This is a genomic window from Nitrosomonas marina, from assembly GCF_900111605.1.
Classification (GTDB): Bacteria; Pseudomonadota; Gammaproteobacteria; order Burkholderiales; family Nitrosomonadaceae; genus Nitrosomonas; species Nitrosomonas marina_A.
Map to the genome: position 1 here is coordinate 1 of NZ_FOIA01000027.1, position 12,405 is coordinate 12,405.

The following is a 12,405-nucleotide window of genomic DNA, read 5'->3' on the forward strand; positions in this document are numbered from 1 at the left end:
AAGACTGCGTAACAAAAGGAAAAAACATAGGGCGACTAGCTAAAACAGGCTAAAAAATATTAGCCTGGAGGAGTAAGCTCGCTCTAAACTCTAGTTGAATATTAACAAATCGAAAAATTAACATGGCGAAATTGGATTAATAGTATCGGTTATAGTTTTGCTGGCAATATCGATATCATAATTTGATTGCAAGTTGAGCCAGAATTGTGGACTATTACCGAAGTATCTGCCAAGGCGTATGGCAGTGTCAGCAGTAATGCTGCGAATACATTTAACGATCTCATTAATTCTTCGTGCTGGCACGTGAATCTCTTTTGCAAGACGGTATTGAGTAATACCATATTCTTCAAGAAACTCTGCCAAATGCTCTCCTGGGTGGATTGGTTCGATTATGGTTGTCATGGTGTTTTCTCCTAGTGGTAATCTATTATTTCAACATCGTAAGCGTTACCATTCTCGAATTTGAAGCAAACACGCCATTGGTGGTTTATGCGAATGCTGTATTGACCTTTACGGTCACCTGAGAGTGTTTCAAGGTTGTGAGATGGCGGTACTCTCAAATCATCAATCTCGTTAGCAGCATTGATCCTGTCAAGCCTCATTTTTGCCCGTTTGGCGATTTCCGTTGGAAATTTTTTTGAAAAAATACCCTTGTGCGCTTGCTCGGTTTCTATGTTGCGGTAACTCTTAATCATGTACGTATATTAACGTAACGCGTTAATAACGTCAATCGTTATTGCTGCCCTGTTGAATTAATCACTGATCTTACCAGTTATAGCAAAAGATAAGATTTTACAATAATACGAACTATTATCATTTGCATTATTGGTGGGGATGTGTATAATTAGCTTTTCTAAGCCCTTAAATGTGAAACGAAACTACCGCACCAACCAGCGCACCGTGACTGCGTAGTCGGATGGTTGGAATGAAAGAGTTATGCAGGAAACACTTTCCGGCGCATCATGTCTCGTACATCCTTTCATCGACCTTCCTTCCTTATTTGGTCAAAAATGATGTGCCGGAATTTTTTTTAGGGCTCATTGATCGCGATGATTGGGTGGGGTATAAGACTATTGATTTGTTGTGATTACCGTCGTGGTATTGAATTTGTTACCTTTATTGATATTTTGTTTAGCGGTAATTACCCGCAGGTTTTCGTGTACATGAAGACCGCATACAATATCTGAGATAAGCGGCACGATGTGATCAACATTATGATTTATTCCTGTTTCTTCAGTCCTGGCTCTTGATACTGAATAAACCTTTTCTATAAGAATTTTGTTCGCCCAGGGTGGCGTTGCTTGAATAAGCATTGCTCGCCTGTATGCTTCGTTGGCGCATGTTTTGTGTTTATTTCTGCGTTTCCACTTCCTCATCAGTTCGTTATAGTGTTCTCGGTACGTTTTGCCGTCATAAATTTTATTTTTTTTATTTCCGTTGTAGATATGTTTTTTAATGGCATATCGTACCCTGTCTTTTGCTAGACGGTCCGCTTTGTTGGCTTCGTGGTATCGCTTTTTGGATGCCGCATGTTTTTTATTCGCTTCGCGCATGTAATCAAGGTATTTATCCCTGTTTTTTGCCACCCATTCACGATTTCGTTCTTTTTTGCATTGTTTGCAGCCGCCGCATTTGTAAAACTCGGTGCCTCCGCACTTGCTGCATTCTTTTGGTTTTCTCGTGGTCATCCTGCAAAATATTCCATAAATTATTCCAAAATGATCTGAATGCTTAACCTGTCCATTTATCGGCATCATCAAGAATATTATTAATATTGTCCGAAACAACGTGATCCATCGCCCTTTGAATGCGTAATTCAGTGTGTCCTAGCAGTTTCGCTATATCTTTCGCAGAATCATAGGTATCAATCAGTTCGTTCACTTTTCGGGGCAATATCCCGAACCAGTAAATGCACTCTGCGGTTTCAATGATGCCGTAATAGCGTTTGTGGAAAATATCTTCACCGTACCTGGCCATTACCTCACTGGCGAGTTCTGATCTTTGGCTTTTGTTTTTCAGCAAGCCAAAGCCTTCTGTTTTCGCAATGAGCGCGGCCATCCTGTTGTGCTTAATCCGGTTCGGGCTCGCTCTTTTCTTGCGTTTTTTCGGTTTCTCTTCAGTCGTTTCCATACGCGAATAGTTACCCTATGTTATGGCAATCATAAAATAATTCACGCCCGCATGTATTGCAGCATGCGCCGCAGTCGGAAAAACAGACAGAATTCAAGTTCTGGAGAGGTCAAAATTTCTCTATTGAATTAATTCACCGAGAAAAATGCTGAATATCAAACCTTTGCGCCTGCGTCGCATGACGTTACAAATGCGCGAGCTCACCATAGGCGAGTCGATCGCCATTGCATCATCGCCGCCGCATCTTGAAGAGGCTTTGTGTACAACATTCCTGAATTCGACTAAAGCCGGTGTCCAGTCAACGATTGAGGGCATGGACAACCCGCAGAACTGGACCGTGCAAGAGCGCATCATGGCAGTGTGCCATTACCTGTCGGTTACATCCGATACCGGTCCGGATTTCCAGTTAGAGGGCGGAGCACATTTAACGGATTACCTGGACGCATCGAAGGATGCCGCGTTACAAGACGAAAGCATATCACTGGGTGAACTACACCAAGACAAATGGCATATCAGGCACCTGACCGGCGCCATGGCGGAGTCGATTGAGCGGCTGGTCGGCCAGATAGATGGAATTGACGGGCGGCTGCATTGGATTTTGGGCGGCATGGCGTGCCAGCTTGTGCGTGAGGGAGAATCGATGCCAGACCCGGTGCAAAAGCAAAACGATTTCGATGCATTCATCCTTGAAAAAATAAAGATCATTTCAGCATACCCGGAAAGCGAGTTTGAACAGTTGATGTTCATGTACATGGAAGGCCGGAATGATCTGCATCACTTATTCATAACAAATTTTAGTAACGAAGGCATTGTCGCATTGCCTGTTCCAAAAGAAGGGGAGGGGGTGGCAGAAAGTATGTCGCCCGCCCGATTTCCGGTACGTCAATGCATCTCCAGAATCGCGCATGACCTGGCGCGAAAACCTATTGAGCATAGCGTTCAGTCTGAGCCTGTACGCAAATACACCAATGACTGAAGCACTATCAATGCCGGCAAGCCTGGCCGAGGATTTTTTTAAAAGCAAGTCGTTCGAGGATTGGAAAAAATCCAGAGAATCAGAAGCCAAGGTGCAGGCAGAGATTATTTCGCGGCTCAACGGTGTAATCAGATCGATTGGGGTGCTGGCCAAATCTTTACCAAAAGGGTGATTTATGAGTGATTGTAACAAGAAAACCGACGATATACCGGACCATTGCAAGATGGCGTCAAATGCGGCTGCTGACAAGGCCGTGAGGGAAGTATTCAAGCTTATTGAGGTTGATGTTGACGACCAGAAAAGCGTAAATGAATTCCGGGAAGACCTGAGATTTGGCGGGCGAATGCGTAAATATACTGAGCGCGGAATGATTGTCGCTGTGACGGTTATAACCGGGGCAGTGATCCTGGCTGTTTGGGAAGGCATTGTAATGAAGATTAAGCAGATTATCACGTAGGCGTAGATACCATGTTAGCAAGACTATTTATTGCGTTTTTCATGTTGTTGGTGGCATCCGAGGCGTTCTCGGCGGTGCCGATTGCGTTTTCACGTTGCCCCGCCACGCCTGAATGGACGGACGGGCGCAATGTCACGCTGTCTGACGATAGCGTCGTGTACGCGGAGAGAACGTTTAAGGTCGACGTTTTGGACCGGTTCAACGAGGTTAATTTCCCGCTGTCAAATACGATCGACCTTACATTTATTACTCCGTGCGATTTGATCTATCGTGACGCTGCTGGAGTCGAGACTGTAATTGAAGACTGCTCATCAACGTTCAACGCCGGCAGTGGTGTCGAAGGGACGAATACGTGTACCGCACTTGATCCGCATGTGTCGTTTGACGGGACAGCGATCTATTACGCGGTCCACCATGGGACTGTGTATTATCGGCGCGAAAAATTCAACGATCAGATCTACCACCCTGATGCGAAATTAGGGGTTGACGAAGAGGGATCTGAAGGCGGCTTTGGATTTAAACCGATTCCGAATGCGTCTATATGGTCTCAGGGCGCTCATATCAAAAAGCATGTCGTTGGCGGGGCAACATCAACTTTAACAACCTACACGCCGGGCATTTGGGATGTGTCGCCATTCCCTATACCTGGTCCTGATGGTCGAATAGGGTTTGTGTCTACCCGGTCTGGCACTAGCCTGCCGAACATAACATCTAATGTAATCCAGCACACCCAGGCATCAGAGCCGGTTATGGCAATCTGGACGATGAGCGCGAGCGGCAAAGACATGGAACTGGCGTCGGCTCATGCAAGGACTCAAGAGCAACATCCTATCGTTCTGAAAGATGGCCGCGTTGCTTACTCCAGTTGGCAAACTGGCATGGGCATCCCGTTTAGCAAGACGCAAGGCACACCGGGCGGCTCTAATACCGTTATTAATTTATTCAAAATATGGACCCAGTTCCCGGATGGCTCGAGAAATTTCCCGTTAATCGGCCAGCATACGCCGCAGGCAGCTGTAACCAGTGCCGGCAAAGACTTCAATGCACTACATTTCTTTGCTCAACGACCAAATGAGGATATTTGTTTTGCTGACTATTATAGGGGCGGGAATAATGGGTTAGGGGTAATTCCTTGCTATCCATTGCCTGGCAATTTCGGTGAGGAAGGTGAAGACCCACACGTTGTTTTAAACGAAGCAGATCAGTATCTGCCTAAATTTGGGTATGATGTCGCGCCGTGGGCGACTACCCATGACGATACGTCGACGGTAATGTACGGCTTCCCAAATACCCCGGTTACTCATCCCAATTACACATCCGGGCTGCCGTACTCAGGCAAGGTTGGATGGCCGTTTGCAATACCTGCCGGGGATGGTGAGTTAGGTCTTGTCTGGGGTAAAGGCGCATGCAGCGTGGTTGGTAATAGTGATACGCCGTTTACAGCTATCGGCGCTACGCCTCCACAGTTTTCTGTCAATAATAATGGTTATGATCTAACAATCAACCATATCACATCGTTAGGTGAGGCGTTGCAGGCGTATGGTAATGGCTACACATCCGACATACCGGGTTGCAATCTAGGGATCTACATAGCCACATCAATACCGGTAACAAACCCTGATGACCTGGTAATGCTTGTAGATACCAAGGATAATCACGAGTTCGGTGCGCGCGCCGTGGTGCCGTACACAAACATTTACGGTGTGTCTGAGCCCGCCGTTTTAGATCCAATCAAGAGCCCTGATTTGCCGAAGGGAGCGCCGTTTGGCTTTGTTGGTGCAGCTTCAATCACGGATAGAGAGATTGAGCCGGCTGGCGGTGTTCCTAGTCTGGTGGACGTAGATTTGCATGCATTTAACCTCCAGGGAACGCAAACGATTGAAGGCATTACCGATGATGATTTCTGCGGTGTTCGGTTTGTCCAGATGCACCACAATGATTCTGCTAATACGTTTTATCAGGTATTCGGCACGACCGGCGAGCGCGTAGCGATTATTGGCGATCTGTACACACGTAACAAGGATGGGCTAGGTGATCCGATCATGGAAACTGACGGTATTCATGAGGACACAAGCTTTCTTGTGGAGATCCCGGCGAACGTGCCTTACACCATGATGGCGATTGATTGCGAGGGTAGAAACCTTGCAGTCGACCAGACATGGCAACACGTTAAACCTGGGGAGATTAAAACCTGTGGAGGCTGTCACGTAGGACATTCGCCACAGCATCCGCCGCGCAATACTTTCGCTTCATCCCATGCTGCAACACCAGGTTATACGCCTTTCCAGCTAGGCCGTGGCACGGTGCCACTACTGGCTGGCACTGACGGTAACGGAGACCCGGTGTATAACAATGTCAGCGGATACGGAGTTGTCGTCAATTATGACGATCATATCAAGCCGATCCTGTTGAACAGGTGCGCATCATGTCATTCCATATCGGGCACTTTCTCATCCGGGCGCGAGAAAGGCTTAGTACTGGATCATAACCCGGTAGACCCTGCCGATAATATTAGTGACACGATAAAATCGACGTACTGGCGACTTGTTTATGACAGAAATCAGACGGGCTTGGATGATGAAGATGATCCAGATACTTATCCATGGCAGATTTACAAGCATTCGTATGGTGGCGATACGCGCCTTAACCGTCCTTACATTTCAAAATACATTGCGGCGTTCAATTCGCGCCGTAGCCCGTTGTACTGGAAGGCCAAGGGCGAGAGGACGGACAACAACACGGATGGGGAATATTCAGGCGACCTTGATTATGGCGCTGCGCATCCGGCAACAGGCATTACCGATGAAGAATTGCGGTGGATAGCGCGCTGGATTGATACCGGGGCGCAGGCAGGACCAGGAATAACCGCAGACAAAATGCCGCCAACCATCCATGTGGACGTAACAAAGAACGTCAGCGATGAAATAACGCACATTATTATCGGTACGGTTGATTTGGGTTCAGGCATAGATCCGAGTTCGCTTAATGTGTGCCTTATGTCGGGTGCCTCATGCGGCGCCAACCTTGCCGGACCGGCAAGTATGAACGGCATTACATCAATCACGCTCGGCACGCCCATATCAGACCCGAACCAGGTAATCAGGGCAACGGTGAGCGACATAGCCACCAATTCTCGTACCGTTGAATTTACAGCTGGCTATCTGATGGGCCTGGGTGATACATCGCCGCCTCCAGATCCGGACCCGGTGTCAATCAGCGTAGGTGGCAACGAAACCATCACCGAGGGCGATACTTTCAGCAGAACAATCACGTTTACGGACGGTGAAGATGCTGGCTCTGACGGCTGGACGGTTGATATTGACTGGTGCGGAACGCCGGAAAACGGCGTGTCGGTCGCGGCTGGTCAATCATCATTCGGCATTAGCAGGCTATTCAGTACAGCCGGTTCATGTGCTGTGACCGTGACAATCACGGATGATGTGGGCGATACGGATAATGACACATTCACGATCACGATTGACCCTGCAGGTGGTGGCGGAGATCCCGACCCGTTAAGCATTGATGCCGGTGGTCGCGCGTTCGTCTACGAGGGTAATACATTCCAGCGCGTTGTCACCCTGACTGACGGTGAAGACACGAATAGCGACGGCTGGACATATTCGGTTGACTGGGGAGGGGTTGAGACCACAAACGGCACGATTCCGGCTGGATCTTCATCATTCACTATCAGCAGGTTCATGGCTGATGGCAACAAAACATCAAGAATGGATGTGGCCGTTACTGTGGTCGACGTTGCGGGCGTTGATGAAGCTACGGATACCTTCACGCTGATAACGCGCGATGTGCCAAGGAAAGGCACGATTACCGGTGCTGCAACGGCCACGGCAGGCGTTGATTACACGATAACAATCGATTCAACCGATCCGGGTGACGACACAATCGAGTCAATACTCGTTCACTGGGGTGACGGCGTAGCGAATAGTCAGACAACGCACCAATATTCGACTCCTGGCGTATATAAAATTGTTGTATTCATCCTGGATGAAGAGGACATGCACCGGATTGGTGGTTTCAGGGTAACAGTAGAAAACCCATAGGAGGGATTTAAAAATGGGATGGGCTGAGGATCAGTTTGAAAACAAGATGCTGTTCAGGAGAATCTTCATGATTATCATCATGGGGTACTTGTTTATGGCGTCGCATGAGTCTTTTCTGTTTGCCATGAAAGCGCTGGATAGCGATTTTACTGCCACTCAGGTTGCTACCGTTATCGCATCCAAAGACGGGTTGCCGTTAGCGTTGCTCGGTTATCTGTATCGCTACTATTCAAAGGACAGGAAAGACGCCAAAGAGAAGGAGCAATAAATGCAGATATGGTTAATTGGAATAATCGCTTTTCTGGTTTCAATCGGCGGTACATGGATTGGTGGTATCAATCACGGCAAAAAACTGGAAAAAGCGGAGTGGCTTGAAATGTATGCGGAGCAACGTGAAGTTCTAGCCAAAGAACTTGGTGAAGCCATGGATCGTGTCGCAAAGCAGAATGAGCAGAACGAAATCAACCTATTGAGGGCAATCAATGAAAAAGACGAAACACTTAATCAGCTTAATAGTGATCTTGCTGATGCTCGCAGGGTGCAGTTCCGTACCAAAAGCACCGCCTGTAATGAAAACGCCATGCGTGGACAAGCCGAAAGTACCGGCGTCGGTGTTAAACCCGCCAGTAAACCTGGAGTACGAGTCACCCAAGGAGTTTATCAAGACGTTCAAGACATACGAGTCTCAGAGTCAGAACTGAGCGATAAACTGTGGGAGTTATACCGGGAACGGGAAACGTTGAAAGCCTATTTTAAGGCCGTCAAGCAGGAGTTGGAAGGTGTTGTTGAGGTTGTCGAATGATCATGGTGTGCCGTGATTATCGTGACTATTCTGTGCATTCCTAGATCGGCTGCTGCTGACCAAACACGGATAATAATTCAAGCCGCTTGATCTTCAGTTTATATATCATTTTTTTGAATGATTGTAATACCAAATAATCACAAAACCACCCTGTTGCGGATAACGGCAAAAATGTGGAAGATATGTGGCAACATATAGCTTTCTTCATTAGAAATTATGGGAGGGACGACTATGGAAAGCATTGCAGAGCTTGCCAATAAATGGGAAAGTGCTGGTGTAATATCCCAAGAAGAAGCAGAATTAATTTTTAAATCGCTTGACTCTTATCTTGAATATGAATTTGAACAAATTGCGATATTTATTAAAAAAAATGATGCTGAAGCTGGTTTATGCGTGTTGGTTAAAATGACAAACTTTCTAAGTGCTGCTGGAAGCAAGGTTCCCGGCATAATTACAAACTTACAAAAAACTATAAAGAAATATCAATTTCATGCAAGTATGCTTGGAAAAAAACTAGGAGCTAAATCATTAACAATTAGCATTGGTTTTCCAATTGGGATCAATATTAGTTTGACGTGGGATATTTAGAAAAATCCCTGGCTTACTAAAATATAAAGCGCGAGTAGGGCGTGAAATAACGTGTATTAAAGAGACTGTCTTATTAAGACTGTATTAGTCCATCCTTCACTATATGAATCATTCTAGTAGAATGATCTAGCCTAGCTTTTTTCAGTTCGATATGACTAAAATCCACTGATAGAAGAATCTTTTTTATTTCATTATAAAGGTTGTCCGAAGTTAATGCGCCTATGATAATTGATGAAATAGAAGATAAGGGAAGTGAGAATAGAAATATTTTGTCTATACCATCTACTGTGACATCTGCATCTTTTAATGGTGCCAGTATTCTCCATTCAGATTCATATTCCCAAGAAATCTCTTTGGTTGCAAAGATATCATCACCATTTATTTGCAGGAGTGTACGATCGCCCTGTAATTTGTCGATATATTTGACTTTTCTTAAATGAAATAACTCGTCATTATCTGATCGTCGTCTATTAAAAAATTCGTGATTTGTGTTGAATTCTATCGCAAATCCTTTGTGTGAATTGGCGTAGTGCGCCCATAAAAGTGGGTGGTTTGCTTTCTCTGATAAACTTAATATTCCAATTTTCTGAAGAGCGTCAGAAAACATTTCTTTAGCTCTAGGAGTAAAATTGGTCATTTCGTTTTTTATAATTGGAATTATGTTTTTTATTTCTTCTTGAAGAGTCTGTGGATTTTTTTGGGCCTGAGAGACAAGTTTTTTTACTAATTTTTTTCGTTCCCTTCGTTGAAGGTGTGAAAGCTTCTTATTTAGTTCTTCTTCAACAAGTTTAAAATCTATTTTAAGCATATCATCCATCTCTTTGTCAGAAAAGATTTCGCCAAATACTGGTTGTAATTCAAATGGATCATTTAGCGCGGATGGTTGGGTGAACCGTATTAGTTTATTATTTAAAATATCGATTCTTTCTGGAGATAAAAATTTATATAGCTTATCTGGATATTCCATAAATACTAGCTTATATTATGGCTGGAAGAAATTATGATTTTAATCATTCACTTAATTTACCTGTCGTATTATGGATTTTGCGACAAATCTTTATTTGCTGAATATCATTTACCGGTTAATGCCGCACAAAGTGAAGAAGAAAATATCTGATCATTATCTATAGGGCATTTTAACCGAACACCGAATTCCTCACTGTTCTGGGGTATGAAATTATTCTATTTTTTTCTGATATTTTCTACCGTAGCGGGAACGTGGCCAATACATCATAGTTAGCAACATAAGATGAATCTACAGTGTATCGTTATACGCCAAAGTAACATCCGCGGTTGTAAAAGCCACCATGCCGGATCAATATCAGGCGATACGGCCGTAATTGCGCACTATCACACAAATATTTCTATCGATTTTATCAATATTCAATGTAATATACTGATTTCATATCATTAAAACCTTTGAGGCAAAGAGGGTTTTTGGTTTAGATAATAAATAAGACAGGAAACGAAGTCTAAATATGAAGCTCTCGGTATTAATATTACTTTTTCTATTTTCAACCTCTGTTTACTCACACGGTGGGCGTACTAATTCAGAAGGCTGTCACAACGATAATGTGGGCGGTACCGGATACCATTGCCATGATACAGAGCCTTCTTCTCCATCGACTCCTACAGTACCTGTTGTTCCGGAGCCAAAACCGGATACAACGCCAAGAAATTATCCTGCTGCAAGTCAGAACTCGCAAATATTGCGCGGTGAATTTAATGAGATTCCAAGCAATTACATAGATAAAACTGCAAATTTACAATGCGTAAATACTATTAATGGTGCATATGACCTAGAGGTAGCCTTAAGCGGTGATAAGTTTTGTATCACTGCGCTGGAATTATCTGCAGAAGAGTGTACTGAATATAGCGGCAAGTTTTCATTTATAACGCGAATTCTGACTGTTTTCGATATAAATGTTGGCACTGCAAATTATCAAGCGGGATTAGAGCTCGACAGTACTTCTAAATGTTTCAATTTATTCTATTCACGCCATAAAGCAGAGAACCACCAAGCTTCAGTTGAGTACGATAGAGATCTCTGGGGTAGATGGATTGATGAGGATAGAGATTGTCGTGACACCAGGGATGAGGTTTTAAAAATATTTAATCAAAATTCTGGCACAAACGATTCATGTGATATAAGCGCCGGCCTGTGGCTAGATCCGTATACTGCAACAGAATTTGCTGATTCATCCGATCTGGATATTGACCATATAGTACCAATTGGTTTTGCGCACGAGCATGGTGCTGCAAACTGGTCGTTAACACTTAAGCACCAATTCTATAATGATATTGAAAACTTGTTGCCCGTATCAGCGTCCGCCAATAGAAGCAAGGGCGACAGATCTCCTATTGACTGGATGCCAGATAATACTGAGTATCACTGTACATACGTAGACAGTTTTCTTTATATCGTGGACAAATATCATCTGGATTTGTCAGATGTGCAGAGGGAAGGTATACAAAACCGGTGTCTTAATTAGATTTTATGTCTTTAAGCCAAAATTTAGGAGATAGCATGCAACTTATGATATCGGATTTCATTTTTGACGTAATATATTGCGAACGTCTAAATTCTAATTAGGCCGAGGAATGCCGGTGTCGGGATGGAACCTGAGAAAGAGTTATTGCACCTAACAAACGACTGGAGGAATTATGTCTAATCTGTGGTGGAAGACACATCGATTGCTTGGACGAGGCTCTTCAGGCCCAGATGTTGAACGCGTCCAACGTGCTCTCAATGATTATGGTCATACACCACGTCTCAACCCGGACGGTCAGTTTGGAGGAAAAACTGAGGAAGCCGTCAAGTGGTTTCAGAGATTGATGAACCTCATCGACGACGGCAAAGTCGGACCTGTCACATACTCTGTTCTTATGGAGAGGGGTGCATATCGTTGGGAGCTTCCGAAACCGCCGTGGGTAAAACAGGGAATCTTAAACCTTTGCTGGGCGGCAAGTCTTGAATCAGTTTTACAAGGGGCTTGGCCTGGACGCCCCCGGCTAACAGTCGCGGACCTCAAGAAGAAGTATGCGGCTCACCTTAAACCGGCTGGCGATATTTCTACCGCTGCTTTAATGAGTCCGGTTGGAACAGACCTTCGGTTCAGAGAAGTGCATGTAGGAAAGAAAGTACGCGCTGAAAATGTTTTGAAACTCTTGAGGGATCGTAAGCCAGTTATCATAGTAGACAATTCGACAGGGGCTGTAATGCATACGCGCGTGATTTACGGCGTTCGAATCCGGCGCGGTGTGATCGATTTTTTGATGATGGACCCAATGACAGGCTATACTGAAATTCCAATGGGAAGCATTCAGGCGCTGACGAGAATAGGCTTTTTCTCGCCAAACGAGGTAACTCCCTAGTCAAACGTGGCCTAACAAG

14 protein-coding genes are annotated in these 12,405 nt (G+C 44.8%); 9 read left to right on the forward strand and 5 right to left on the reverse strand.

Annotated elements, in window-relative coordinates; all coding sequences use genetic code 11:
• Nucleotides 1–117: 117 nt before the first annotated feature.
• The 4 genes from BMY62_RS11835 to BMY62_RS11850 all read right to left on the reverse strand — a co-directional run bounded on the left by BMY62_RS11835 (nt 118) and on the right by BMY62_RS11850 (nt 2,130).
• Nucleotides 118–402 carry a HigA family addiction module antitoxin gene (locus BMY62_RS11835; RefSeq protein ID WP_090660138.1) on the reverse strand — a complete coding sequence of 95 codons (285 nt, stop codon included), beginning with the start codon at nt 400–402 and terminating at the stop codon, nt 118–120.
• A gap of 11 nt (nt 403–413) precedes the next feature.
• Nucleotides 414–695 carry a type II toxin-antitoxin system RelE/ParE family toxin gene (locus BMY62_RS11840; RefSeq protein ID WP_090660141.1) on the reverse strand — a complete coding sequence of 94 codons (282 nt, stop codon included), beginning with the start codon at nt 693–695 and terminating at the stop codon, nt 414–416.
• A 375-nt stretch (nt 696–1,070) separates the two neighbouring features.
• Complete coding sequence (locus BMY62_RS11845; RefSeq protein WP_090660145.1) at nt 1,071–1,688, reverse strand: hypothetical protein; 618 nt, start codon at nt 1,686–1,688, stop codon at nt 1,071–1,073.
• A 43-nt stretch (nt 1,689–1,731) separates the two neighbouring features.
• The gene (locus BMY62_RS11850) at nt 1,732–2,130 is read right to left on the reverse strand and encodes a hypothetical protein (protein ID WP_143058807.1); all 399 of its coding nucleotides are present in this window, start codon (nt 2,128–2,130) and stop codon (nt 1,732–1,734) included.
• A gap of 145 nt (nt 2,131–2,275) precedes the next feature.
• Between BMY62_RS11850 and BMY62_RS11855 the strand changes: the two genes are divergently transcribed.
• From BMY62_RS11855 to BMY62_RS11885, 7 genes are all read left to right on the forward strand, one after another.
• Nucleotides 2,276–3,106 (forward strand): hypothetical protein, encoded by an 831-nt coding sequence (locus tag BMY62_RS11855; protein WP_090660150.1) that lies wholly within the window; start codon nt 2,276–2,278, stop codon nt 3,104–3,106.
• Nucleotides 3,099–3,278, forward strand: a complete 180-nt coding sequence (locus BMY62_RS11860; protein ID WP_256207590.1) for a hypothetical protein — start codon at nt 3,099–3,101, stop codon at nt 3,276–3,278. Before BMY62_RS11855 ends, BMY62_RS11860 begins: the two co-directional genes overlap by 8 nt.
• 3 nt (nt 3,279–3,281) lie before the next feature.
• On the forward strand, nt 3,282–3,563 hold the full coding sequence (locus BMY62_RS11865) for a hypothetical protein (protein WP_218142978.1): 282 nt from the start codon (nt 3,282–3,284) through the stop codon (nt 3,561–3,563).
• Nucleotides 3,564–3,574: 11 nt separating this feature from the next.
• On the forward strand, nt 3,575–7,621 hold the full coding sequence (locus tag BMY62_RS11870; protein ID WP_090660156.1) for an HzsA-related protein: 4,047 nt from the start codon (nt 3,575–3,577) through the stop codon (nt 7,619–7,621).
• Nucleotides 7,622–7,634: 13 nt separating this feature from the next.
• Nucleotides 7,635–7,889, forward strand: a complete 255-nt coding sequence (locus BMY62_RS11875; protein WP_090660159.1) for a hypothetical protein — start codon at nt 7,635–7,637, stop codon at nt 7,887–7,889.
• Nucleotides 7,890–8,423, forward strand: coding sequence for a hypothetical protein (locus tag BMY62_RS16545; RefSeq protein WP_090660162.1), 534 nt, complete (start codon nt 7,890–7,892; stop codon nt 8,421–8,423).
• A 231-nt stretch (nt 8,424–8,654) separates the two neighbouring features.
• On the forward strand, nt 8,655–9,011 hold the full coding sequence (locus BMY62_RS11885; protein WP_090660165.1) for a hypothetical protein: 357 nt from the start codon (nt 8,655–8,657) through the stop codon (nt 9,009–9,011).
• Nucleotides 9,012–9,084: 73 nt separating this feature from the next.
• Here the strand turns inward: BMY62_RS11885 and BMY62_RS11890 are convergent, their stop codons facing one another.
• Nucleotides 9,085–9,978: a DUF2971 domain-containing protein gene (locus tag BMY62_RS11890; protein ID WP_090660168.1), complete on the reverse strand. Its 894-nt coding sequence runs from the start codon at nt 9,976–9,978 to the stop codon at nt 9,085–9,087.
• Between the two features lie 511 nt (nt 9,979–10,489).
• Between BMY62_RS11890 and BMY62_RS11895 the strand changes: the two genes are divergently transcribed.
• Together BMY62_RS11895 and BMY62_RS11900 are read left to right on the forward strand one after the other, a co-directional pair.
• Nucleotides 10,490–11,503: a GmrSD restriction endonuclease domain-containing protein gene (locus BMY62_RS11895; RefSeq protein ID WP_090660171.1), complete on the forward strand. Its 1,014-nt coding sequence runs from the start codon at nt 10,490–10,492 to the stop codon at nt 11,501–11,503.
• 172 nt (nt 11,504–11,675) lie between these two features.
• Nucleotides 11,676–12,386 (forward strand): peptidoglycan-binding protein, encoded by a 711-nt coding sequence (locus tag BMY62_RS11900; RefSeq protein ID WP_090660174.1) that lies wholly within the window; start codon nt 11,676–11,678, stop codon nt 12,384–12,386.
• Nucleotides 12,387–12,405 lie beyond the last annotated feature (19 nt).